Here is a 23867-nt window from a genome sequence, read left to right on the forward strand (position 1 = left end):
CTCAGCGCCCTCCATCCGTCGCGATCGCGAACACCACCGGCTCGGCCACCCCGGTCAGCCCCGTCGCGAAGGTCGCGATGCGCAGCTCGCCGGAGGCGAACACCACCCAGCCGTCGCGCTCGGACGGCAGCAGGGACAGCGCGGCGCGAACCGGCCTGCCGGCCTTCTGCCGGCACTCCACCGCCGACCAGACCCGCGTCGCGGCGACCGCGACGTCCTCGCCGGTCTGCGCGGCGACCTGCTTGGCCAGCCCGGTGTTGGGGCCGAGCAGCCCGTCCCACACCGAGTCCGGCCGCTGCTCCACCAGCTCGACGTCGCAGCCGAGCGTGCCGGAACCGGCCACGACCAGGGTCACCCCGGCCGCGTGCGAGCTGGAGACGGCCCGGTCGCCCGGCACCTCCGGCTTGCCGTCCTTGCGGTAGGTGACCTTCACCGGGCCGCCCAGGGCCCGGCCGGCCGCCAGCGCGGTCCGCGCCCGGCGCAGCGCCTGCGGGTCGCCGTCGGTCTGCGGACCGTCCGGCTCCACCACCACGGCCACCTGCGCGCCCAGCACGTCCCCGACCGCCCGCTCCAGGAAGGGGCCCAGCAGCGGCGCCTCCCACGGCCCGCGGCCGTCCTTCTTGCGTACGGCCCGCAGCTTCAGGCCCTCCCAGCGCTCGACGACCTGGCCCGAACCGTCGCGCAGGGCGATGTCGTAGACGTAGGTGTCGCCGTCGCGGCTGCGCTCGGTGGCGCAGTAGCGCAGGTCGGAGGTGGTGAGCATGGACTCACCCATGGCGTGGATCCGCTCGATGCCCTGCGGCAGCAGGGTCGCGTCGGGCACGCACACCTGGTTGCCGTGCATCATCGCGTCGCGTACGCCGGGGTCGCCCAGCAGCAGCTGCGGCGAGAGGAACCCGGCGAACCAGTTGGTCGTGGCGTCGGCGGCGACGTCGACGTCCACGTGCCGCGCGGCGGCCCGGTGGTAGCGGCGCAGCCGCTGGAAGCGCCCGCCCTGGAAGAGGGTGGGGCCGTACAGCTGCGTGGCCGGGTCCAGCGGCACCTCCGGCAGGCCGGCGCCGATCTGCTCCGGCGCGCCCTCGATCGGCTCGCCGTTGGGCAGCCGCAGGCGGGCGCGGAAGTGATCGGCGACGAAGCCGGTCTCCTCGCTGTGGATGGCGACCTCGACCGTGTCGGGGCCGCTGACCGTCGCCGCGACCCGGATGCGGGTCGCGCCCTGCGGCGGCACCACGATCGGGCGCAGGAACTGCGCCTGCTCGACGGTGCGCTTGCCGACGACGCCGGTGACCGCGGCGGCGGCCTGGGCCATCGCCTCCATGCCGAACACCGCCGGGAACAGCAGGTTGCCGTCGAGCAGGTGGTCGGCCAGGTAGAGGTCGGTGCCCGCGCTGAGCTCGATCTCCGTCACCAGCTCCACGCCGTGGTAGCGGATCAGAGGCCGCTCCACGAACCGCAGCAGCGGCAGCTCCGGCAGGTGGTAGCGGACCGTGTCGATACCCTCGGTGCGGCCGCTGATGACGACCGTGCCCGGGGTGCTCGGGTCGGCCAGCAGCCGCCGCAGGATCGCCACGCCCTGGTCGGGCGTGATCGGGGTGACGCCGTCGCGCGACAGCGACTCCACCACGTCCAGGCGCTCGCCCATGCCGACACCGGACCAGACCGACCACTCCAGGCACAGCGCGCGGCAGTGCGGGAAGTCGCGGCCCACCTGGCGGGTCAGGTCGTCGAGCCACTCGTTGGCGGTGGCGTAGTGCCCCTCGCCGCGCAGGCCCGCCCGGCCGATGATGCTGCCGAGCGTCACCAGCAGGCGCAGCCGCTCCGGCTCCACCGCGGCGAGCACCGCGTTGAGGCCGTCGACCTTCGGCGCGAAGGTGCGCCGGAAGGCGGCCATGTCCAGGCTGCCCAGCCCGGCGGGCTCGTTGCGCCCGGCGCCGTGCAGCACCGCGGTGATCGGGCCGAGCTCGGCCGCGAACGCGTCGACCGCAGCCTTGACCTGCGCCGGGTCGGTGACGTCGGCGCGGCCGTAGCTGACGGTGACCCCGCGCCCGGCCATCCGCTTGAGGTTGTCGGCCAGCTCGGTGTCCTGCGCCGGGTCGGAGCGGCCCAGCAGCGCCAGCTTCGCGCCGCTGTCCTCGGCCATGGCCAGGGCGCACTCGGCGGTGATGCCCTTGCCGCCGCCGGTGACCAGCAGCACGTCGCCCTCGTGCAGGGCGGGGACGGCGTGTGCGGGCTCGTACGGCATGACCCGCAGCGTCGGCACGCGCCGCACCCCGAGCTCGTCGTAGTGGACCTCGATGTACTTCGCGGTCGCGGCGACCTCGGCCGCCACCCAGTCGACCGCCTTCGGCACCGGCGGCACGTGCACGATGGACACCCGCAGGTGCGGGGCCTCCAGTTGCAGCGTCTTGGCCAGACCGGCCGCGCCGCGCCCGTGCTGGACCAGCACGAACCGGGTCCCGGCCGGGCCGGCCAGGGCGGTCTTGGCGCCGTTGAGGGCCAGCTCCAGGTGCTCCTCGGTGCTGTTCTCCGGCAGGCAGACCAGCACGCCCGCGCCGACCCCGGCGCGCTCCAGCGCCCGGCGCAGCGGCTCGGCGACCGGGCTGCCCTCGGCGGCGAACACCTGCCAGCGGCCGCTGTCCTCGGTCGCGGTACGGGTGGGCAGCGGCAGCTCGTCGAAGTCGAGCGACCACGGCCGCGCCCAGTCGGCGGCGCCCAGCACGATCTCGGCCGGAGCGTCGTCGCCGCTGTGCGAGGTGGACCTGAGCTGCTCCAGCGCCTGCGCCAGCTCGCTCACCGTCGCGGTGGCGAAGTTGGTCGGCGTCTGCGCCGGAGGCACGCCCAGGCTGGTGGCCACCTGGTTGACCAGCTGGCCGACGGTGATGGAGCTCAGGTGGAGGTCGTCGAGCAGGCGGCTCTCCTCCTTGACCAGCTCCAGCGGCAGCTCGGCCCGCTCGGCGGCCAGTCGCCGCAGCAGCGCCAGCGTCGACTCGCCCTCCTCCTGGACGACCGCGGCGCCGCCGGGCGTGACCACGGGTGCGGTACGGACGACACCCTTGATGTGGACCTGCGGTGCCGCCTCGCACGGGCTGGCGAAGAACTTGAACTCGGTGCCGACCGCCAGCGGCCGGACCAGGCGGCCGTGGAACAGTGCCGCGTCCACCTCGGACGCGCCCACCACGTACGACGCGCCGACCACGCGCAGCACGCCGGCCAGCGACTCGTCGTCGGTGTCCAGCGCCACGGCGGGCACGTCGGTGGCGGCGGCCAGGCCGCTGAGGACCCGGCCCGGACCGACCTCGACGAACAGGTCGACCTCCTTGGCGGCCAGCGCCACCGCCTGGCTGAACAGCACCGGGTCGGTGATCTGGCGGTGCAGGAGGGCCCGCACGTCGGTGTCGGGCGCCAGCGCCTCGCCGGTGACGGTCGAGATCAGGCGCTTGTCCACCTCGAAGAACTGCTCGTCGGCGATGGCCTGGCCGAACGAGTCGGCCGCGGGCGCCACCAGCGGCGAGTGGAACGCGTGCGACACGTTGAGCCGGGTCGCGGCCACACCCTGCTCGCGGGCGCGGTCGCAGACCGCCTCGACGGCCTCGACGGCGCCGGCGACCACGGTCTGCTGCGGACTGTTGTAGCCGCCGATGACCACGGGCAGGCCCTCGGTCAGGCGCAGCACGGTGTCCGGGGAGGCGGCGATGCCGGCCATGGTGCCCGAGGCGCTGTGCTGGCTCATCGTCTTGCCGCGTACGGCGGCGACGCGCAGCAGCGTCTCCTCGTCCATGGCCCCGGCCCACTGCAGGGCCGCGATCTCGCCCAGGCTGTGCCCGACCGCGACCGTCGCGTCGATGCCGAGGGTGGACAGCACGCGCAGGCCCGCCATGGAACCGGTGACGATGCGCGGCTGGGCCACCTCGGTGGCGACCACGTCCACGCCGGTCGGCAGGGCGGCCTTGGTGTACATGTCGTCGGCCTCGGCGAACCGGCGCCGCATCGCGCCGCCGCTGACCCCGCGGCCCGAGCCCTGGCCCGGGAACAGGTAGCCGATGCGGCCGGGGCCGCTGGCGTGACCGAGGAAGGTGCGGCCGTCGGTGGAGAACACCGTGGTCTCCCCCGCCTCGACCTTCTCCAGCAGCGCCGTGAGCCGCTTGGTCGCGTCCTCGGGCGAGGACACCACGACCGCCGCGCGGAACGGCAGCTCGCGCAGCTCCCGGTGCAGGGTCGCGGCCAGGTCGCCCATCTGGGCGTACGCCACGGTCGGCACGAACTCGATCAGCCGGGCCAGCCGCTCGGCCAGCTCCTTCGACGAGGCCGCGTCGACCAGCAGCAGCTCGACGTCCTGCAGGGACGACGCGAGCGCCTTGGTGCGGGTGTCCAGCGGCACGCGCTTACGCGGCCGCTCGTTCTCCAGCACGATGTGGGTGTTGATGCCGCCGAAGCCCATCGCGGTGATGCCCGCGCGCACCGGCGCCTTGGTCGGCCACGCCTCGGCGCGGCGCAGCACCCGCAGCTGGGCGTCGTCGTCGGTGAGCAGCTCGTGCGGGTCGACGCAGCCGATCGCCGGGGGCAGCACCTGGTGGTGCACCGCCATGGTGGCCTTGATCAGACCGGCGACGCCGGCGGCGGCCTTGGTGTGGCCGATCATGCCCTTGATCGAGCTGATCGCGGCCTGCGAGGTGGCGCCCGCCGCGCGGCGGGCCAGCGTCAGCGCCTTGAGCTCGGTCGCGTCGCCGACGGCGGTGCCGGTGCCGTGGCCCTCGAACAGGCCCACGGTCTCGATGCCGAACCCGGCGCGCTCGTACGCCCGCGCCAGGGCCAGCTGGTAGCCGCTGACCTCGGGCCGGGTGATGCCGCCCTTGCCGTCGGACGAGATGCCCCAGCCGGCGACGGTGGCGTAGACGCGGTGGCCGGCGGCGCGCGCCTCGTCCTCGCGCATCAGCACGACCATGCCGCAGCCCTCGCCGGGCCAGAAGCCGTTGGAGCCCTTGTCGTACACGCGCATCTCGCCGGTGGCCAGCGCGCCGGTCTTGGCGAAGCCGATGATCTCGAACGGGTCGATGGACAGGTCCACGCCGCCCGCCACGACCACGTCGAGCTCGCCGTCGACCAGGCCCTTGCACGCGGTCGCGACCGACAGCAGCGACGACGAGCAGGCGCCGTCGACGGTGTAGCCGCCGCCCTTGAGGTCGAAGTGGTTGCAGATGCGCCCGGCGATGGTGTTCGACAGGCCGCCCGCGAGGGTGTCCTCGTCGATCTCCGGGAACGGCGCCTTGAACGTCGCCTCGAACCCGTCGAGGAACGTGGCGAGCTGGTCGTCGTCCCAGTCCTGCTCCTTGAGCGCGGCGGCGACCATGCGGCGCACGAACGGCCAGCGCAGCCGGACCTGGTTGGCCCGGGAGAACTCACCGGTGAGGCTGTTGCCGACGATGACGCCGGTGCGCTCGCGCGGCAGCCCCTCGGCCATCGGGAAGCCCGCGTCGGCCAGGGCCATCGCGGCGACGTCCAGCGCCAGCCAGTGGGTCAGGTCGGTGGACCGGTACGTGCTGCCGGCGACCTTGTACGCGATGCGGTCGAACTCGTAGCCCTCGATCACGGCCGCGTTGCGGGCGTAGAACTTGTCCGGGGCCTTCGGGTCGGCCGACCAGTAGTCGGCCAGGTTCATCCGGACGTCGGGCAGCTGCCGGAACGCGCGCCGGCCGGCGACCGCGTTCTCCCACAGCTCCCGAGGCGAGGTGGCATCCGGGTAACGGCACGCCATCCCCACGATCGCGATTCTCGACATGCGGAGTACAGCCTTTCAACATTCGGGTGGGCGCACGCGGCGCCACCGGGCGGCCAGGGGGCGGAAAGAGGCTCAGCAGTGGCCGTTGGCCACGAACCGGTCGGCGATGCGCTGGCGCCACACCTCGTACATGGGCAGGTGGCCGTCGGTCGGCAGGTCGATCAGGGTCTCGATGGTGACCAGCTGCGCCTCCTGCGGCGACATGTCGCAGAAGACCTTCGTGGCCACCTCGTTGTGCGGCACGGTCAGCCCGGCGCGCTCACGCGCACCCGCGGCGAACGCGGCGCCCTGGGCCAGCTCACGCCGGTAGTCGACGGCGTGCTGCCACAGCTCCTCCAGCTCCGACGGGTCGGCGCCGCCCGCGTAGCAGGCGGCCAGGCCCATGCCGGCGTACATGTCGGCGCGGCGCTCGACCGGGAAGCGGTCGATCAGCCCCGCGGCCACCTCGGCCTCGGTGCCGCCGACGAACCAGCAGGCGCGGCCGATGCCCTGGTCGATGGCGCGGTTGGCGTACCAGTTGTGCTCGCCGCCGGGCCAGGGGAAGCGCTCCTCCACGTACTGGTCGTAGACGTACTTCTCGGTCTGGAAGTACGCCTGGTGGAAGCCGTAGCCGTCGAGCACCAGCCACTTCAGCAGCGGGTCCGGCGCGTACAGGGTCTTCCAGCGGAACCGCGGCAGCCGGGCCATGGCCCAGCCGACCCCGACGTACACCATGTAGACGTGCTCGTCGGCGCGGCCGTCGAGGAAGTCCTCGACCAGCTTGCCGCCGCCGATGGGCAGCCCGTCGCGCACCGCGAAGCCCATCGCGGCGCCCTCGTAGGCGAAGCCCTTGAATCGGACCGGCAGCTCCTCCAGCGGCACCTCCGCGTCGAGCGGGCGGCGCGCCTCGGCGGCGTACGCGTAGCCGGTGAGGAAGCTGCGGCCGACGGTCTCGAGCATGTCGCGGGCCGCCTCGTCCTTGACGTGGAATCCGCGTACGTCCAGGCGCGTGGCCTTCGTGTCGGGAGTGAGGATTCGGCGCCGCAGCGCACGATAGACGCTCATGGCATTGCCCCCAATGTGATCGTCGATTCTCGACGTTGTATGTGCGATCCTCGCAGGGGCCGGGAGACAATTCTTCTTCGCGTTTGCCGACCCCGGCAATTGATGTCGTACATCACTTTCCGGGTATGGCGAGCGACGATTCCCACTCCCCGAAAGGAGTGGGAATCGCTCGCCACACCTGCAATGTCAGTGAGCCCGCGAGGCTCTGTCAGTGAGCCCGTACGGCCTTGTTCGCGGGCACGAAGCGGGCCCGCACCAGCGCGCGCCACACCTCGTAGTCGGGTTCTCCGTGCGCCGGCTTCAGGCCGCCCACGGCCACCTCGTCGGCGAACGCGGCCGCCTCCTCCAGGCTGATCCCGGTCAGGATCGACACCGCCTGCTCGCTGTGCAGCGGCGCGAACCCCGAGTAGGAGCGGGCCTTGGCCGCGAACACGCTGCCCTGCGCCAGGTCCGGCGCGTACGCCCCGGCCAGCTCGCGCAGGTCGGCCAGCCCGTCCGGGTTGGAGCCGCCGGCGAAGGTGGCGGCCAGGCCCACCCCGCTCCACAGGTCCGCCTGCCGGTCGGCCTCGAACCGGCCCACCGCCGTGGCCACGTTGCGCACGACGCCGCCGTTGATGAACCACAGCGCCCGGCCCACGCCCTGGTCCCAGGCGCGCGCGAAGTACTCCGGGTGCCCGGCGAACGGGTAGGGCTTCGGTCGCCGCTGCTTGCCGACCCAGTCCTTGGTGTCGAAGTACGCCCGGTCGAAGCCGAGCCCGTCGACGGCCAGCCAGCTCATGGTCGGGTGGTAGGGGGTCCCGGTGAGGTCCGGGATCACGTTCTTCCACAGCGGCCGCGGCAGCCGCGCCATCGCGAAGCCGATGCCGATGTAGGTGAGGAAGATGTGCGGCTGGCCGGGACCCATCAGCAGGTCGCGGGTGCGGGTGCCGCGGCCGCCGGCCATCGCGTCGCGGACGGTGAACGCCATCGTGGCGCCCTCGTAGGCGAAGCCGCGCATCTCCGGCTCGACCAGTTCCAGCCGCCGCTCGACCTCCCACAGCTGCCTGGAGTCGATGCCCCATTCGAAGCCGCAGATCACCGACTGCGGGATCGCCTCCAGCCGCTTGGTCGCGGCGGTCGGCACGACGGGGAAGCCGCGCTTGGCGAAGCCCACGTCGGCCAGCGACGGCGTCATCATCAGGTTGCGCAGTGAGCCGAGGGTGGTTGCCATGGTTCCTCCGTACCTGAGGACTCGTGCTCCGCCTAGGTCGGCGGGCTGTCCCTCATGGTGGTACGGCGCCCGCCGCCTAGACGTCTCCTGATGTGCGCTTATCGGGATGTGCGCAGTTCGCGTCCGCTGTCACGACCTGGCGCGGGGCCGCCGCACCATCAGCATCACCATGACCGCCACCAGCACCGCGGCCAGGAAGGTCAGACCGATGCTCAGCGGATCGTCACCGCCGTGCGCGTGCCCGCCCGCCTGCGGCAGGGCGGTCTGCGGCGGCGCGCTGTCGGCCGCCCCCCGGGTGAACCGGAAGCCGCTCTGGCCGGCCAGCACCTGCCCGTCGGCCAGCACCACGTGGTACGCGACCAGGTAGCCGCCGTCGGCCGTGATCGCTACCGGCACCGCGACCGTGCCGCCGTCGGTCTGCACCTGGTCGCCCACGGTCCGGCCGGCCGCGTCGGCGACGGTGACGTGCACCTCGCGCGGCTGAAACGAGCCCGCGAACGTCAGCACCACCCGGGTCGGCGCCGTGCCGACCACGGCCGTGTCGGCGGGGGTGATCCCGCTCAGGCCGGCCGGCTCGCTCTCCGTGATCAGCGAGAGCACGGTGGTGGCCGCCACCACGACGACCATCAGGGCGGTGCCTATCCGGCTCCAGAGGCGGCGCGACCCGGACAGCTCGTCCGGGTCGCGCACGTCAGTAAGGGCCGCCATCACGCCGCGGCGGTCATACCGGCTTGGCCGCGCACGAGCACGCGGCCGCGTCGCGCTCCGCCCGGCTGGGGCGCAGGTGCAGGAACATCGCCACCACCATCGGCAGGAACACGATCGTGTTGTAGAACAGGTGCAGCTCCACCCGCGGGAACACCAGCTGCGCGACGCTCGTCGGCACGGCCTTGCCGAAGAACATGGTGTGCGACTGCGCCTGGATGAACAGCAGCAGGTGCTCGATGTGGTGCCAGAACTGGATCACCAGCGCGATCGTCCACCAGGTGAGCGAGCGCCCGGTGAAGCCCTTGCGCAGCGCGAACAGCCCGATGAGCATGACCAGGGCGTACCCGTAGTGCAGCCACTCCGATGAGACCAGCCACGGGAAGAACTGGCCGAGCACGCCCCGCGACTGCGGGCGCGGCCGGTCCAGCACCCAGATCTGGTACGCCTGGACCAGGTGCTCGGCCCAGTGTGCGAGCACGACCACCATGAACACGTTGAGCGCGGTGCGGTGGCCGGCCGCGTTGAGCCAGCCACGGGCGACCGGGCGCTGCCCGGCTGCCGCCTCGAAGGTCGTCACGTTCCCTCCCCTTTTCCCTCAGTCCGCCGACTGTCCCCGATCCGGCGGTCCTCTCCGCGCGAGCGCGCGGAGCCCGCTACAGCGTGATAGGACAGGCTTGCCTGACACATCTTCCAAATTGCTCTGTCAAGCCACCTACCAAGCGATATGTTCACTTGACAGCTGACCGCCCGGCGGCCGAGCCGAGCCGCCCGGCTGATGCCAGCCGCCGACCCGGCGGGCCGCCGCGCAGCTGGCCCAGGCCGCCGCCTCGACCACGGCCGTGTCGCCCGGGTGCCAGACCCGGAACTCCTCCACCACCTCGGCGTCCACCTGGTACGACGCCATCGCCGTGAGCAGCGCCAGCCGGCCGGCGGCCTGGTCGGCCGGGCCGAGCCCGGCGATGAGCTGCTCGCACCACTGGCGGCTGAGCCCGGTCTCCTCACCGCGCCAGGTGTCCAGCCGCCGGTTGACCAGGTCGCGCACCTCGGCGGAGAGCACCCGCTGCCCGGCGTCGTCGAAGGCGGCGTACGCGCGGGCGACCGCGGCGGCGATCACCGGGTTGCCCTTGGCCCACGCCGCGTCGGCGGGCAGCGGCGCGTGCGGCAGCAGCGGCAGCGACCGGCCCGGCACGCGGGGGTCGCGCAGGGTCGGGCGCAGCATCCGGCTGACGCCGCGCTTGAACCGGCGCCGGGCGGTGGGGCCCATCCCCGGCGGCAGCAGGAAGCTGGACAGGAACACGTTCACCATGCGGGTCAGGTAGTGCAGGCTGACCAGCACGCCGACCAGCTCCGGCCGGTCGGCCTCGGCGAACGGCGCGGACTCGAATCCCGGGTCGTCGGGCAGCGCCGCCGTACGGGCCCACGCCGCCACAGCCCGCACCCGGGCGTCGTCCAGCTCCTCGACCCGGTCGGCGACCAGCGCCTCCGCGTCGTGCTCGGTGGACAGGTCATACATGCCCACGCTGTGCATGTCCACGCAGTACGGGCAGATGTTGGCCACCGAGACCACGGTCGCCACCGCCTCCTTGACGGTGCGGTCCACCGTGTCGGTGGGCAGCATCGGCTCGCGCATGAGCGCCCAGTACGCCGCCGCCAGCCGCGGCGACACCGAGTGCAGCTGCACGGGCGGCACGACCAGGCCCATCTCGTCGGCGACCTGGGTGTAGACCTCGGCCAGCTCGCCCCGCGCGGCCGGCACGGCCACCGGGGTGACGTACTTGACCTGCCGCTGGACCACTGACGACGCGATACGGGCGATGAGCATGCCGGCCTCCCCTGCGTGGCGGTCGCATGCCGGCGCGCGTGGCGCGGGCATACCGATCTATTCCCAGTATTGGGACCGCGGCGCCGGAAGCAACGGCACCGGCAAAGGCGAGCACCTTCGGAGAAGACCGGCCCGGGACGGCAACGGATACACGAACTACCTGTGCGCTATCCATTTTTCGGTCCACACGATTCCGGGGCGTCGTGATTGGCGTCACAAGCGTGCCCCCGGATAGCCCCTGGCAGAAATGGATAGCGGCACTCCTCAGCAACCACAGAGATGCGTCCCCGCGAGCAGTGAACACACGATGATGCGGCAGTGAACCGTTCCTCAATCAATCATCGGGACGCTGCCGCAATTGAATCGCACCGCATTCCGGCGCGCCCGAATGGACGGTGTCATCGGCGTGCGGGCGATACCTGCCCCTGTCCCGACGATTCGTGTGCCCACCCCTAGGCAGGAGGCGCCCCCGTGCACACCGAACTTCCCGACCCCGAGGCGTCGCGCGTCATGACGCTCGAGGCGTTCGCGGACACGATCATCCCCGGTGCGAAGCGGTCGCCCGACGACCATGCGATCGCCGGGGTCGCCGAGGGCGGCGGAGCTGTCGCCGCCGGCGCTCTCACACTGCTGGAAGACCCCGCCGGAGGCCTGGCCCACTCGCTGGAAGGCCTGGCCCAGCTGCTGAACGCGCATGCCGCGGACCACGCCGCCGAGCACGAGTTCGCCCTCGACGAGAAGCTGCCCGCCTTCGTGGCGCTGAGCAATCACCACCGCACCAGGCTGATCCAGCGGCTGTGCCACCCCGACCACCCCGAGAAGGCGCTGTGGGTGGGCCTGGCCCTGTTCTGCAACATGGCCTTCGACAGCGCGGCGCACATCAGCACGCACGACGCGCTGGCGCAGGGCCACCCCGGCCTGACGCTGCTCGGCTACGCCAAGCCGGAGGCCGACGGGATCTGGCGCTTCCCGCGCTACTCCTACGGCCGGGCCCTGTCGAACCTCCACCCGCAGACCAACTCGACCGGGAGTCTGTCGTGAACAGCATCGAGAGCACCGACGTCGTCGTCATCGGCAGCGGGTTCGGCGGGGCGATCGCCGCGTACCACCTCGCCGCCGGCGGCGCGCGGGTCGTGGTGCTGGAACGCGGTCCCTGGCTGGCCGCCGAGGACTTCGACCACGACTTCAAGCTCGGGTCGTCGTACACCCGGATCTTCGATTTCGTGGTGGGCGACGGCATGAGCATCCTGTCCGGCAACTGCGTCGGCGGCGGCAGCGTGGTCTACTTCGCCACCATGCCGCGCGCGCCCCGCTACATCTTCGAGCGGCACGGCAGCATCGGGCGCCGCATGTGGCCCGCCGCGATCGACCGCGACTCCCTCGACCCCTGGTACGACCGGGTCAGCGAGTCGCTGCCGGTGACCATGACCCCGTGGGAGACGGTGCCGTACGGCGGCGGCATCTGGGCTGCGGCCTGCAACCACGCCGGGCGCACCGCCAACCCGGTGCCCTCGGCCGTCGACACCGACCAGTGCACCAACTGCAACTGGATGATGTCGGGCTGCAAGTTCGACGCCAAGAAGTCGCTGCTGCTCAACTACCTGCCCGCGGCGCAGTCGCACGGGGCGCAGATCCGGCCGCTGCACGAGGTGCAGCACCTGGAGCGCACCGACGACGGCGGCTACCGGGTGCACTACCGCATCGTCGACGACTCCGACTACCGCGTCCTGCACGAGGCGGGCACGATCGAAGCCAAGATCGTGGTCGTGGCGGCCGGGACCGGCGCCACCCCGCCGATCCTCCAGCGCTCCGAGCAGTACCTGGGCAAGATGCCGCACGCCGTCGGCCGCTACTTCTCCGGCAACGGCGAGCGGCTGAACACCGTGGTCTTCGACGAGGACAAGGTCCGCGAGGTGCTGGGCCTGGACCGCGGCGACGGCGTCGGCTACGAGGCGCACCAGATCGGCCGCGGCCCGGTCGTGGCCAGCTGGGACAAGCTCGACGGCAACCTGCCCGAGTACGAGCGCTACTCGCTGGAGCAGCTCTACTTCCCGCCCGGCCTGGGCACCATCCTGGCCCAGGTCCCCGGCGCCACCGGCGCGCCGGGCGACCCGACCTGGTTCGGGCCGCGCAAGAAGGAGCTGCTGCGCGAGTGGAAGTCGTGGCTGACCATCTTCACCATGTCCGAGGACGACAACGAGGGCGTGTTCGGGCCGCCGCCGGAGACGGGCAACGCCAACCGGTTCTCGCAGCAGATGCTCGGGCACGGGCCGCTGTCGTACAAGCCCACGGCCAACACCTGGCGGGGCTGGAACCTGTCCGACGCCGACGTCAAGGACATCCTGGAGCGCGACGGCCTCGCCAAGGTGGCCCCGTGGACCAACGACCTGGTCGGGGCGTACACGGTGCACCCGCTGTCGTCGTGCCGCATCGGTGACGACCCGGAGACGTCGGCCCTGGACGACCGGCACGAGCTGCGCGGGCACCCGGGCATCTTCGTGACCGACGGTTCGGCGGTGCCCTGCGGCCTGACGGTCAACCCGGCGCTGACCATCTCGGCGCTGGCCGAGCGGGCCATGCCCGGCATCGTCAAGGCGCTCAACGAGCGGGGGGTGCAGTGCACCTACGGCGCGCCGATCCCCGGTCACACCACTACCACCACCGTTACGAAGGTCAAGGTCGGCGCCGCCCGCTGACCTGCCCGGCGCGCGGCCGCAGCGGCACCATCGCCGCTGCGGCCGCGCGGCGTAGGTACCCCCACCAGCAGAAAGGTACGGCCATGGCGTCTTTGATCGCCCTGGTGTCCCGCCGCCCGACGCTGAGCCACGTCCAGCACGTCCGCCCGGTCCGTCCGGCCGAGGCGGACGGACTCGTCGCGCAGGTGTACGAGCAGGTCGAGCGGGAGTTCGGCATGCTGGCCCCACCGCTGAGCCTGCACTCCCCCGTCCCGACGATGCTCGCCGCCACCTGGTCGGTCCTGCGCGAGACCCTGCTGGTCGACCGGTCCTGCACCCGGTCGGCCCGGGAACTGGTCGCCTCGGCCGTGTCGCAGGCCAACAGCTGCCCGTACTGCGTCGACGTGCACGGCTCCACCCTGTCCGGCCTGATCGACGGCCATCCCGACGCCGCCGCCGTGGCCGCCGACCGCATCGACGACATCACCGATCCGCGGCTGCGCGGGCTGGCCCGGTGGGCGCGGTCCACCGGCCTGTCCGGGCAGCTCGTCCCCGCGCCGTTCCGGGCCGAGCACGCCGCGGAGCTGATCGGCACCGCGGTGACCTTCCACTACATCAACCGCATGGTCAACATCTTCCTACCGGACACACCGCTGCCGCCGCAGGTGTCCGGGGGCGGCCGCCGGGCCCTGCTGCGGCTCGCGGCGCGGGTGATGGGCGGCATCGCCAAGCGGCCCAACGCCGGCGGCCGGTCGCTGGGGCTGCTGCCGCCCGCCTCGCTGCCGGTGGACATGGCCTGGGCGGCGGGCGTGCCCGACATCGCCGCGGCCTGGGGTCGTGCCGCGGAGGTCTTCGACGCCTGCGGCCGCGCGGCGGTGCCCGAGCGGGTGCGGCTGACCCTGCTCACCCGGCTGTCCGCGCGCGACGCGGAGGGGCCGGGCATGTCGAACCGGACGTGGCTGGAGACCGCGGTCAACGGCCTGCCCGACTCGCTCCAGGCCGCCGGGCGCCTGGCGATGCTCACCGCCTTCGCGTCATACCAGGTGACGCCGCGGGTGATCGAGGAGTTCCGGCGGGACAACCCGGGCGACGACGCGCTGGTGGCGGTCACCGGCTGGGCCGCGATGGCCGCCGCCCGGCGGATCGGGGCACGGCTGGCCGAGGACCTGGCCGTCGGCCTGAACAAGGCAGACGGCGCGGACGACGCCTGATCCGGCGGACGCCCCGATCCCCGCGCAGCGTGGCCGGGGATCGGGGCGTCCGCGTGCCGCCGCCGGCCCGCCCGGCGGCGGCCTCAGCTCAGATGGGTGTCGGGCACCGCGCGCAGGTACGAGGCGACGCGCTTGTTGTTGGAGCGGGCCTGGGCCGCCCTCTGCCAGACCGTCGTACCCTCCTCGACCGACGGGTCGAGCCGCACCGAGCTGCGCAGCTCGGACATGTTCCGGTAGACCTCCGGCGGCAGCGTCCGGGCCAGCCTGACCACGCCGCTGTCACTGGTGTACTCCAGCACGTGCGCGAGGATCGCGTCCTTGTCCGCCGGGAAGTCGATGTCGCGCAGCGCCTGCTGCATCTGCGCCCAGTCTTGGTTCTGCATAGTTCGACTCTGGCCCGCCGACGGCGGGCCCGGTCGAGTATCGCGCAAATCGCCGCCGCGCGAACCGGATGTTGCGGCCGCACGCGGCGCAAATCACGCTGTGCTACCAGGCGGGACAGGGGTGCGCCGAGTTTCGGCCGGAGCGGGCGTGCGGTTGAATCTGAGCCATGACGACGGCGAAGATCAGGCGGCTGGCGGCCCGGACCCACCGCGGGCAGACGTTCGGGCGCGACGGCGACTTCGTCGCCCACCTCGAACGGGTCGCCGAACGGGTCGGCGAGTTCACCCGGTTCCCGGCCGTCGTCGGCGCCGCCTGGCTGTACGCCGTGCCCGAGGCCGGGGTCAGCCCCGCCGAGCTGCACCGGCGCGGCATCGACCCGGCCACGGTCCGCCTGGTCGAGATGCTCCAGCGGCGCCCCGAGGAGGTGCGCCTGTCGCCGCAGGCCTACCCCGAGCGGCTGCTGCGCAACCGGGAGGCGGCGCTGGTGCGCTACGCGGTGCTGACCGACCTGCACCGGCACCGCGGCGACGAGTCGGCGTACGCGCCCTGGCGGCGCGAGCACGAGCGGCTGGCCGACGGGCTGGGCCTGCCCCGGCCGTCGCTGGCGCCCAAGAGCCCGCTGAGCGGCCTCGACCTGGCCGCGCTCGCCGGGCACCGCCCGGAGCCGGGCGGCCACTGGGGGCCGCTGGCCCGCGCGCTGGGCGAGCTGCGCGACGCCGACGCGCTGCCGCTGCTGCTGGAGGGCTACCGGGCCGAGAACACCCCGGGCGGGCGGCACTGCTGCCTCGTCGCGGTGCAGGCCGCGATCCACACCATCGTCACCCGGCCCGAGAACGCCGGCACCGCGCCCGTCGGCGCGCTGATCGAGCAGTGGTGGGACGCCGAGAGCGGCTGGGAGCAGCGCGTGGCCGTCTGGGGCCGGGCCGTCGGCCGCGACCTGGCCCACCGCGAGGCGCTGCTGGGCAAGGTCGCCGCCAACGAGCCCGGGACCGTGTCCTCGGCCATCCCGGGCCTGTTCGGGCCCGGTGACGCGGTGGAGGTGGCGCTGCTGCGCGACGTCGTGCTGCGCGAGGACCCCCGCTGGCGCTGGGCGCGGCGGGCGGCGGTCACCCGGCTGACGGAGATGGGCTGCCCGGAGGCGGCGGCGGTGCTGCGCGAGCGCCCGCTCGACCCGGCCGATCCGCCGTGGCACGCCGACCCGGCCTGGTTCGCGGCCGGCGGCGCCGAGGTGGTCGGCGCCCTGGTCGAGCACCTGGACGAGTACGCGTGGGTGCACGAGGCCCCGTTCGCGCTCGGTGAGCTGCGCGCCGCCGAGGCGGTGCCCGCGCTGTGCGCGCTGGTGCGCCGGCCGCTGCCGCCGCACGCGGCGATCGACGCGCTGGGCAAGATCGGTTCGGCCGACGCCGTGCCCGCGCTGCTGGAGTGCCTGCGCTCCGACCGGCCCGAGGTGCGCGACCTGGCGCTGCGCGCGCTGGGCCGCATCGGCGACGAGCGGGTGGTGGACGCCGCGATCGCCGCCTGCGACGACCCGGATCCGCGCGTACGCGAGCGGGCGGTGCGGGTGCTGGCCCGCTACGGCGACGAGCGGGCGGTGCCGCAGCTGATCCGGGCCTGCGACACGGCGTACGCCCTGGTGGCGCTGCGCGCGCTGGTCCGCATCGGCGATCCGCGCGCGCTGCCCACGATGTGGCACCTGTTCGGCGACGCCGCCGCGGGCCGCGCGGTGCGCCACACCGCCGGGCAGGGCCTGGCCGCGATCGAGGGCACGCAGCAGTACGTGCACCACACCCGCGACGTGCGGGTGCGCCGCGCGTACGTGTGGCTGCTGGGGCACAAGCCCGAGTGGAAGCCGGACTACCAGCTCAAGACGGCCGCGGCCGACGACGACCCGATCATGCGGGCGCGCGCGGCGGAGGCGTTCGGGCGGCTGGGCGACCCGGCGGCCGCCGAGCAGGTGCGCCCGCTGCTGGCCGACCCCGACCCCCGGGTGCGGGCCGCCGCCGCCACCGCGCTGCGGGCGCTGCCCGAGCAGGCCGCCTAGCGCTGCGCGACGTCAGTGCTGCGGCGCCTCGACGACCGCGAACGGGGTCTGCCGCCGCAGCACGAAGCCCAGCGCCTCGTAGAGGCGGATCGCGTTGGTGTTGGTCACCGCCGCGTGCAGGAACGGGGTCTGCCCGCGCGCGTGGACGCCCGCGCCCACGGCCCGGATGAGCCGCCCGGCCAGGCCCTGCCCCCGGGCGGCCGGGTCGGTGCAGACCGCGCTGATCTCGGTGTACCCGGGCAGGCTCAGCCGCTCGCCCGCCATCGCCACCAGCATGCCGTCGCGCCGGATGCCCAGGTACGACCCCATCTCGATGGTGCGCGGGCCGAACGGGCCGGGCTTGGTGCGGGCGACCAGGTCCAGCATCTCCGGCACGTCGGCCGGTCCTAGCGGCACCGCCTCGGGGTCCGGCTGGTCGATCAGCCCGCCGACATCGACGAACTGCACCCCGTCGAGTCCCATCCGCACCGCCCACCCGTCGGGGGCCTCGAAGTCGCCGGTCAGCAGCACGCTCCCGCCGGGGCCGAGTAGCTGTGCCAGGTCGGCCCAGCCGCGCGCGCCCGCGCCCGGGGCGACCGCCCCGAACGGCGAGACCTCCGGGTCGAACAGCGCGGCCTGGCCGTTGCGGCGGCCCAGGCCCGCCAGCGGCACGCTCAGCGCGGCCCAGGCCACGTTGTCGAGCAGGTCACTGCCGATGCGCGCGCTGCCGCCGGAACCGTTGCCGCTCATGATGTTCCCCCGCGTCCTGCCGATGATCTCCGCATCGTATCCACCGGGCCGGGGCCGCCTACGCCAGCGGCTGCCACCAGGGGTCGAGCGCGGGCGGGGCGTCGACGTCGACGCGCTCGCCCGGCCGGGGCACGGCCAGCGCGACGCCGTGCGCCTTGGCCTCGCGCCACACCCGTTCGACCGGCTCGGACCAGGCGTGCAGGGCCAGGTTGAAGGTGGCCCAGTGCACCGGGATCAGCAGGCCGCCGCCGAGGTCGCGGTGCGCCTCGACCGCCTCCTCGGGGAACATGTGGATCTGCGGCCAGGCGTGGTCGTACGCCCCGATCTGCATCAGCGTGGCGTCGAACGGGCCGTGCCGGTGGCCTATCTCGGCGTACCCGCCGAAGTAGCCGGAGTCGCCGGTGTAGAAGACGCGCCGGTGCTCGCCCGCGATCACCCATGAGCTCCACAGCGTGTGGTTGCGCGACAGGCCCCGGCCGGAGAAGTGCTGCGCCTCGGTGGCCGTCAGCGTGAGGCCGCCGATCTGGTGGCTCTCCTCCCAGTCCAGCTCGACGATCCGGTCGGCGGGCACGCCCCAGCGGTCCAGGTGCGCGCCGACGCCCAGCGGCACCAGGAACGGCGTGCTCTGGGTGCGGGTCAGGTGCTCGATCGTGGGCATGTCGAGGTGGTCGTAGTGGTCGTGCGAGATGACGACGGCGTCGACGGCGGGCAGGTCGGCCAGGGAGACCGGCATCGGGTGCAGCCGCTTGGGGCCCGCGAACGGGGCCGGCGAGCAGCGGTCGCTCCAGAGCGGGTCGATGAGCACGCGGCGGCCCTCGATCTCGACCAGGGCGCTGGCGTGGCCGTACCAGGTCAGGTGCAGGCCGCGGTCGGTGACCGGGGCACCGGGGCGCACCAGCGGGACCTCGCCGCGCGGGGTGCGCCGCTGCTTGCCGAACAGGTAGTCGCGCAGCACCTTGCCGCCGGGCGTGACGGTGCGGGTGGGCGCGGTGTTGTGGAACGTCCCGTCGGAGAAGTGCGGGGAGCGCCGCACGCGCTCACCGCGCGCGCCGTCGGGGCGGGCGCCGAGCGCCGCGAGGATGCCACGCATGATCAGTCCTTCGTCGAGGGGGTCCACGGCGCGCCGGGGCGTACGTATAATCGGAACGTGCGCCCCACTTACTATACGGAACGCTCGCCCCGGTTGCCATCGGCCATCGGCGTGATGCGCACCTCCGCCACCCGGCGCGCAGCTCAGGGCGTACGGATTCAGCCATGAGTGGCGATCGACCCCTGCGCGCCGACGCCCGCCGCAACCGCGAACGGGTGCTCGCCGTGGCCTACGAGGTGTTCGCGGCCGAAGGGCTGTCCGTGCCGATCGACGAGATCGCCCGGCGCGCCGGGGTCGGGGCGGGCACCGTCTACCGCCACTTCCCCACCAAGGAGACGCTGTACGAGGCGATCGTGCTGGACCGGGTCGACCGCCTCGTCGGCCGCGCCCGCGACCTCGCCGCCGTCGCCGACCCCGCCGAGGCGTTCTACGGCTTCTTCGCGTTCATGACCGACGAGGGCGCCACCGACAAGGGCCTGGCCGACGCCCTGGCCGGGGCCGGGTTCGACATCGAGGCCACCGCCCCCGGCGCCGAGCAGTCCTTCATGGACGCCATCGGGACGCTGCTGGCCCGCGCCCAGGCCGCCGGGGTCGTCCGCGCCGACCTGACCGCCGCCGACGTCAAGACCCTGATGGTGGGCTGCCAGGCGATGCAGCGCTACCGCGGCTCGACCGCCCTGGGCACGGTCCTGGACGTGGTCCGCGCAGGCCTGCGCCCCTGACCGCGACCGGCCGCAACCGGCCGCGGCGTGGTCCGGGTGGTGATCGCCGTTTGCGGTCAGAATCCGCCGCCGCACGGCACATTTCGACCGGGTGCGGCGATCATCGCCGCACCCGGTGCGGGCGGGGCGCCGTCAGGCCAGGGTGTCGAAGCGCAGGTGCAGGCGCAGGTCGGCCGGGGTGTAGTCGGCTGAGGTCGCGGCGGCCAGCGCGGTCAGCTCGGCCTGGGTCAGCGCCCGGTCGTAGAAGCGCACGTCGTCGAGCACCCCGGTGAACGGGTACGCCCCGTCCAGCCGCCGCCCGAGGTGGATGCGGAACAGGTCCTTGTTGGACGCGTCGGTGCTCAGCCAGCCGGTGACGCCGTCGGCGTAGGCGACCCGGACCCCGTCGAGGTAGAGGCTGAGGCGGTCGGCGGTGTCGCGCGTCAGGGCGTACTGGTGCCAGACGTTCGCGCCCAGCGTGCCGCCGCCCAGCGGATCGGTGGAGAAGACGTCCACGGCGTGCGACACCGACTCCACGTGGCCCCGGATCACCGGCTTGCCCGCCGCGTTCTGCTCCACCCGCAGCCACACCTGCGGCGTGCCCGCTCCGGTGTTGTACGCCCACAGCAGCGCCTGCGTCGCCGAGCTCTGCTGGTAGCGGAACCAGCCCGTCCAGGTGAACGGGCCGCCCTTGGCCGCGTCGGTCACCGCGTACGGGCTGTCGGCGTAGGGCACCTTCACGTACGCCCCGCCGGACAGGCTCAGCCCGCCGCCGAACCTCCCGGTGGCCGCGACCGCCCCGTTCTCCGGGCAGGCGTCGCCGCCGTAGCCGGTGCCGTCCGGGGTGGTCTTCGTGCCGACCCCGGCCGGGGCGGCGATCAGCGTATGGGTGAACCAGCTGATGGTCCGGTTGGCGTCACCCGGGCTGCCGTCCGGGCCCGCCTCGGCCACCACCAGCACCTTGCCGCCGCCCAGCGACACCACGTCCGAGTACGCCGCGTCGCCCGACCACAGTTGGGCGCCCTGGCCGGACTGAGTCTGCCAGCTGCACCCGTTGTTGAACGAGGTGCGCACCCGCAGATCCTCGCGCTCGCCGCAGGTCGCCGGGCCGACGTACAGCAGCTGGCCGCCGACCCGCAGCACCGGGCCCATCGTCAGCGGCGCCACCAGGTCGCCCTCCGGCCCGAAGTGCCGGTAGAAGGTCTGCCCGCCCGGGTTCAGAATCGCGATCGAGCGGTTGTCGTGCCCGTCGTTGTTGCACAGATTGCCACTGTTGGCCTGGTTGCGGGCGGCCAGGTAGATCCGGCCGTCGGGCAGCTCGGCGGCCGACAGCTCCTGCGGGCTGTAGCTGCCCGACGCCTGCTCGGTGGCGCCCAGGTGCCAGCTCGCGCCGTCGTCGTCGCTGTAGACCACGCCGCCGAACGGCAACGACGAGCTGGTCAGCTGGTAGTTGATGCCCGCCAGCAGCCGCCCGGTGGACAGCCGGATGCCGTGGCCGGGCCCGAACGCGAGCCAGTACGGCGCGGTGGCGAAGCCCAGGTCGTCCTTGAGGTCGTTCGGAGCGGGCGAGGTCGGCCAGGTCAGGCCGCCGTCATAGCTGTACGTGGCACGCGGCGTGCGCCCGCAGCTGGACGGCCAGCCGCACTCGCGCACCGAGAGCAGCACGATCGTGGCGGTGCCAGGGATGGCGATCGGGGTCGGGTTGCCCTTGACCTCGCCGTACCCCTTGATCACGACCTGCATGGGCAGCCAGGTCCGCCCGCCGTCGACCGAGCGGCGCGACACCAGGTCGATGTCGCCGTGGTCGCTGCACGGGTCGGTGGCGTTGCGGCGGCCCTCGGCGAACATGACCAGCTCGTCCTTGAGCACCCCGCTGTCGGGGTACTTGGCCGCGACCACGGCCGGGATGCGGAAGCAGTCGTAGCCGCCGTCACCCTTGTGGAAGATCTGCTGCGCGGCGGGCGGCTCGCTGGTGGTCCCGGCCTGCGCCGGAACGCCCACCAGGCCGCTGGCCGCAAGCACCGCGGCCAGCCCGAAAGCCAGCCGAGTACGGATAAGTGTCGACATAGGACCGATACTGCCCCCACCAGGTTAACTCCCGGCAGCCACCCGCTGACACCTAGATCATCACCCCCCGCCGCCAGTCCCGCAAGGTCGCCCGGCTCCCCCACCCCAAACCACTCCGCCCCGAGCGATGATCGGCATTTGCGGTCAGAACCCGCACGCTGAGGCCACCTGATGACCGCAAACAGCGATCATCCCGCCCTCCAGCCGACACCTAGACCAGCGCGGCGGCCCACGCGGACAGAGCCGTGAAGTCGTCGTCGCGCAGGCCGAGCTTCGGGTCGATCCGGTGCAGCAGCGCCGGACCTGCGTGGTACTGGCGGACCCACGCCGCGTCGGCATCGGTCAGGTCGTCGTCGACCCAGGCGAACGGGCGCCCGGCGGCCCACTCGACCAGTGGCGCGGTCTTGTAGAACACCCCGCCCGGCCCGTCGCGGCGCGGCACGGGCCACGGGACGACCGGCAGCTCCGGCAGGCCCAGCCGGGGCGAGATCCACTCGTTGGCCTCGTCGGTCCAGCTGGTGGCCCAGACCAGGTCGAAGGGCAGGGCGAGCAGGCTCGGGCCATGGCCGGGATGGAGCCACACCCGCAGCGGCCGACGGCGATGCCACGGCGGCCGCGTTGGCTCAGCCATCGAGGCGAGCAGCATCCGGTGCGTCTGGTAGCCGTCGGGGCGCCGGGTGGGCTTGGCCGCGTACGGGTTGAGCGGGCCGTCCACGTCCAGGAACAGCAGCGGGCGGGTGGCGGGGCCGGTCATCGGGTCACGGTAGCCGCACCCGTGACCGGCCGTCGCCGCGTTTTCGGCTCAGTCGGCGCCCCACAGGTCGCCCAGCAGCATGTGGCGGGACCAGTCGTCGTACGGGATGGACTGCCCGACGTAGAGCGGGTGGAACCACGCGAAGGCGAGCACGACCAGCAGCACGTACGTCCCGGCGGCGATCGCGCCGATCATGACCCGGTCCTCGTCGCGGGGCCGCCCCGGCGGCGCGGACATGATCGCGCCGAGCACGAACACCACCGCCAGGATCAGGAACGGCTCGGCGGGCAGGGCGTAGAAGCTGAACATGGTCCGGTTCGGGTAGGCGAACCAGGGCAGCAGCGCCGCACCGGCCATGGCCAGCACCGCCGCGGCCCGCCAGTCGCGGCGGGCGACGCCGAACCAGACCGCCGCCAGCAGCGCGGGCAGGAAGCTCCACCACAGCAGCGGGGTGCCCAGCAGCAGCACGTACGCCATGCAGGTGGGCGCGCCGCAGGCCGCGTCGCCGGACCGGTAGAACAGCACCGGGCGGCCCTGGAGCAGCCACTGGATCGGCGCCCAGCCGTGCGCGGACTGGTAGGCGTGCGCCGTCTGGAGTCCGCTGTGGAAGGTGTACGCCTCGACGTGGTAGTGCCACAGGTTCTGCAGCGCGCCCCAGAACGCCGGTTCGGGCTGGCCGCTGTCGCGCAGCCAGTGCCGGTAGAAGCCGCCGTCGGTGAGCAGCCAGCCGCTCCACGAGGCCAGGTACACCCCGAGCACGAGCGGCACGCAGGCCAGCAGCCAACCGGTCTCGTCGAGGACGGCGTCGCGGACCGGGTGGCGCGCCCCGGCGGTGCGCCGCGCCCCGACCTCCCACCACAGGATCAGCAGCACCAGCACCGGCAGGAACGCCAGCGCGCTCCACTTCACCGCCAGCGCGCAGCCCATCAGCACCGCGGCGGCCAGCCGCCACCACGGCACCTCGCGCGGCGGGCGGCTGGCCCGGCCCGATCCGGCCGGGTCGCCCCCGCCCTCGATGAACCTGGCCCAGCGGCGGCGCCGGTGGTCGCGGTCGAGCACCACCGCGCCGAACGCGGCCAGCACGAAGAACATCAGGTAGATGTCGAGCAGCGCGGTGCGCGACAGCACGAAGTGCATGCCGTCGAAGGCCAGCAGCAGCCCGGCGGTGCAGGCCAGCACGGTCGAGCCGAACAGCCGCTGGGCGATGCGGACCAGCATCAGCACCGAGGCGGTGCCGACGATCGCGGCGCTGAAGCGCCAGCCGGTCTCGTTGTACCCGAACAGCTGCTCACCGATACCGATGATCCATTTACCCAGCGGCGGGTGGACGACGTATCCGGGTCCGTTCTCCGACTCGTTCCACTCGAAACCCTTCTCCCACAGCCAGTGCGCATCCGTGGCGTAGTAGGTCTCGTCGAAGATCTTGCCGGTGGGCTGGGCCAGGTTGTTCAGCCGGAGCATGCCCGCGATCATGGTGACGGCGAGCGCGGCGTACCAGGCGTACGGGTCCAGGTACCGGTCCAGTGGGGCGAGTCTGCGCCGGGCCTCCTGGCGCACGTGGGCGCGCAGGGACGAGGGGCGGGTGCGCGCCTGCCGGGGCACCGTCGGCGTCTGGGTCACGACCGGCATAGTAGTTCGGTCAGCGGTCCGGCGGG

17 protein-coding genes are annotated in these 23867 nt (G+C 73.2%); 5 read left to right on the top strand and 12 right to left on the bottom strand.

The window, feature by feature from the left end; all coding sequences use genetic code 11:
- Window position 1: 1 nt before the first annotated feature.
- The 6 genes from Cs7R123_RS07795 to Cs7R123_RS07820 all read right to left on the bottom strand — a co-directional run bounded on the left by Cs7R123_RS07795 (window position 2) and on the right by Cs7R123_RS07820 (window position 10560).
- The gene (locus Cs7R123_RS07795) at window positions 2-5776 is read right to left on the bottom strand and encodes a type I polyketide synthase (RefSeq protein ID WP_212824659.1); all 5775 of its coding nucleotides are present in this window, start codon (window positions 5774-5776) and stop codon (window positions 2-4) included.
- 72 nt (window positions 5777-5848) lie between these two features.
- On the bottom strand, window positions 5849-6820 hold the full coding sequence (locus Cs7R123_RS07800; protein ID WP_212824661.1) for a DUF1702 family protein: 972 nt from the start codon (window positions 6818-6820) through the stop codon (window positions 5849-5851).
- A gap of 208 nt (window positions 6821-7028) precedes the next feature.
- Entirely contained in the window at window positions 7029-8030 is a 1002-nt protein-coding gene (locus Cs7R123_RS07805; protein ID WP_212824663.1) for a DUF1702 family protein, read from the bottom strand.
- Window positions 8031-8159: 129 nt separating this feature from the next.
- The gene (locus tag Cs7R123_RS07810; protein ID WP_212824665.1) at window positions 8160-8738 is read right to left on the bottom strand and encodes a copper resistance CopC family protein; all 579 of its coding nucleotides are present in this window, start codon (window positions 8736-8738) and stop codon (window positions 8160-8162) included.
- Between the two features lie 13 nt (window positions 8739-8751).
- Window positions 8752-9315 carry a hypothetical protein gene (locus Cs7R123_RS07815; RefSeq protein WP_212824667.1) on the bottom strand — a complete coding sequence of 188 codons (564 nt, stop codon included), beginning with the start codon at window positions 9313-9315 and terminating at the stop codon, window positions 8752-8754.
- Between the two features lie 135 nt (window positions 9316-9450).
- On the bottom strand, window positions 9451-10560 hold the full coding sequence (locus Cs7R123_RS07820; protein ID WP_212824669.1) for a carboxymuconolactone decarboxylase family protein: 1110 nt from the start codon (window positions 10558-10560) through the stop codon (window positions 9451-9453).
- A 471-nt stretch (window positions 10561-11031) separates the two neighbouring features.
- On the opposite strand from Cs7R123_RS07820, the gene Cs7R123_RS07825 reads away from it, so the two are divergent.
- The 3 genes from Cs7R123_RS07825 (at window position 11032) to Cs7R123_RS07835 (ending at window position 14446) form a co-directional block, all read left to right on the top strand.
- Window positions 11032-11601: a DUF5987 family protein gene (locus tag Cs7R123_RS07825; RefSeq protein ID WP_374706925.1), complete on the top strand. Its 570-nt coding sequence runs from the start codon at window positions 11032-11034 to the stop codon at window positions 11599-11601.
- The gene (locus Cs7R123_RS07830; protein WP_212824671.1) at window positions 11598-13256 is read left to right on the top strand and encodes an FAD-dependent oxidoreductase; all 1659 of its coding nucleotides are present in this window, start codon (window positions 11598-11600) and stop codon (window positions 13254-13256) included. Before Cs7R123_RS07825 ends, Cs7R123_RS07830 begins: the two co-directional genes overlap by 4 nt.
- Before the next feature lie 83 nt (window positions 13257-13339).
- Window positions 13340-14446 carry a carboxymuconolactone decarboxylase family protein gene (locus Cs7R123_RS07835; RefSeq protein ID WP_212824673.1) on the top strand — a complete coding sequence of 369 codons (1107 nt, stop codon included), beginning with the start codon at window positions 13340-13342 and terminating at the stop codon, window positions 14444-14446.
- Window positions 14447-14529: 83 nt separating this feature from the next.
- On the opposite strand, the gene Cs7R123_RS07840 is transcribed toward Cs7R123_RS07835, so the two are convergent.
- Window positions 14530-14829, bottom strand: a complete 300-nt coding sequence (locus Cs7R123_RS07840) for a DUF2795 domain-containing protein (RefSeq protein ID WP_212824675.1) — start codon at window positions 14827-14829, stop codon at window positions 14530-14532.
- Between the two features lie 167 nt (window positions 14830-14996).
- On the opposite strand from Cs7R123_RS07840, the gene Cs7R123_RS07845 reads away from it, so the two are divergent.
- Window positions 14997-16871 carry a HEAT repeat domain-containing protein gene (locus tag Cs7R123_RS07845; protein WP_212824677.1) on the top strand — a complete coding sequence of 625 codons (1875 nt, stop codon included), beginning with the start codon at window positions 14997-14999 and terminating at the stop codon, window positions 16869-16871.
- A 12-nt stretch (window positions 16872-16883) separates the two neighbouring features.
- Here the strand turns inward: Cs7R123_RS07845 and Cs7R123_RS07850 are convergent, their stop codons facing one another.
- Window positions 16884-17600: a GNAT family N-acetyltransferase gene (locus Cs7R123_RS07850; protein ID WP_212824679.1), complete on the bottom strand. Its 717-nt coding sequence runs from the start codon at window positions 17598-17600 to the stop codon at window positions 16884-16886.
- Window positions 17601-17658: 58 nt separating this feature from the next.
- Window positions 17659-18690, bottom strand: coding sequence for an MBL fold metallo-hydrolase (locus Cs7R123_RS07855; protein ID WP_212824681.1), 1032 nt, complete (start codon window positions 18688-18690; stop codon window positions 17659-17661).
- Window positions 18691-18854: 164 nt separating this feature from the next.
- Between Cs7R123_RS07855 and Cs7R123_RS07860 the strand changes: the two genes are divergently transcribed.
- Window positions 18855-19412 carry a TetR/AcrR family transcriptional regulator gene (locus tag Cs7R123_RS07860; protein WP_212824683.1) on the top strand — a complete coding sequence of 186 codons (558 nt, stop codon included), beginning with the start codon at window positions 18855-18857 and terminating at the stop codon, window positions 19410-19412.
- 132 nt (window positions 19413-19544) lie between these two features.
- On the opposite strand, the gene Cs7R123_RS07865 is transcribed toward Cs7R123_RS07860, so the two are convergent.
- From Cs7R123_RS07865 to Cs7R123_RS07875, 3 genes are all read right to left on the bottom strand, one after another.
- A complete protein-coding gene (locus Cs7R123_RS07865) occupies window positions 19545-21458 on the bottom strand; it encodes a sialidase family protein (RefSeq protein WP_212824685.1) in 1914 nt (637 codons plus the stop codon).
- A 211-nt stretch (window positions 21459-21669) separates the two neighbouring features.
- A complete protein-coding gene (locus Cs7R123_RS07870) occupies window positions 21670-22212 on the bottom strand; it encodes a hypothetical protein (RefSeq protein WP_212824687.1) in 543 nt (180 codons plus the stop codon).
- 48 nt (window positions 22213-22260) lie between these two features.
- Complete coding sequence (locus Cs7R123_RS07875; RefSeq protein WP_212824689.1) at window positions 22261-23841, bottom strand: dolichyl-phosphate-mannose--protein mannosyltransferase; 1581 nt, start codon at window positions 23839-23841, stop codon at window positions 22261-22263.
- Between the last annotated feature and the right edge of the window lie 26 nt (window positions 23842-23867).

Source organism: Catellatospora sp. TT07R-123 (assembly GCF_018327705.1).
Lineage (GTDB): Bacteria > Actinomycetota > Actinomycetes > Mycobacteriales > Micromonosporaceae > Catellatospora.

What these genes read in the sequence shown, in the direction of transcription:
- Cs7R123_RS07795 (WP_212824659.1), bottom strand. Translation starts at nt 5,776, where the DNA reads ATGTCGAGAATCGCGATCGTGGGGATGGCGTGCCGTTACCCGGATGCC.
- Cs7R123_RS07800 (WP_212824661.1), bottom strand. Translation starts at nt 6,820, where the DNA reads ATGAGCGTCTATCGTGCGCTGCGGCGCCGAATCCTCACTCCCGACACG.
- Cs7R123_RS07805 (WP_212824663.1), bottom strand. Translation starts at nt 8,030, where the DNA reads ATGGCAACCACCCTCGGCTCACTGCGCAACCTGATGATGACGCCGTCG.
- Cs7R123_RS07810 (WP_212824665.1), bottom strand. Translation starts at nt 8,738, where the DNA reads ATGGCGGCCCTTACTGACGTGCGCGACCCGGACGAGCTGTCCGGGTCG.
- Cs7R123_RS07820 (WP_212824669.1), bottom strand. Translation starts at nt 10,560, where the DNA reads ATGCTCATCGCCCGTATCGCGTCGTCAGTGGTCCAGCGGCAGGTCAAG.
- Cs7R123_RS07835 (WP_212824673.1), top strand. Translation starts at nt 13,340, where the DNA reads ATGGCGTCTTTGATCGCCCTGGTGTCCCGCCGCCCGACGCTGAGCCAC.
- Cs7R123_RS07840 (WP_212824675.1), bottom strand. Translation starts at nt 14,829, where the DNA reads ATGCAGAACCAAGACTGGGCGCAGATGCAGCAGGCGCTGCGCGACATC.
- Cs7R123_RS07845 (WP_212824677.1), top strand. Translation starts at nt 14,997, where the DNA reads ATGACGACGGCGAAGATCAGGCGGCTGGCGGCCCGGACCCACCGCGGG.
- Cs7R123_RS07850 (WP_212824679.1), bottom strand. Translation starts at nt 17,600, where the DNA reads ATGAGCGGCAACGGTTCCGGCGGCAGCGCGCGCATCGGCAGTGACCTG.
- Cs7R123_RS07855 (WP_212824681.1), bottom strand. Translation starts at nt 18,690, where the DNA reads ATGCGTGGCATCCTCGCGGCGCTCGGCGCCCGCCCCGACGGCGCGCGC.
- Cs7R123_RS07860 (WP_212824683.1), top strand. Translation starts at nt 18,855, where the DNA reads ATGAGTGGCGATCGACCCCTGCGCGCCGACGCCCGCCGCAACCGCGAA.
- Cs7R123_RS07865 (WP_212824685.1), bottom strand. Translation starts at nt 21,458, where the DNA reads ATGTCGACACTTATCCGTACTCGGCTGGCTTTCGGGCTGGCCGCGGTG.
- Cs7R123_RS07870 (WP_212824687.1), bottom strand. Translation starts at nt 22,212, where the DNA reads ATGACCGGCCCCGCCACCCGCCCGCTGCTGTTCCTGGACGTGGACGGC.
- Cs7R123_RS07875 (WP_212824689.1), bottom strand. Translation starts at nt 23,841, where the DNA reads ATGCCGGTCGTGACCCAGACGCCGACGGTGCCCCGGCAGGCGCGCACC.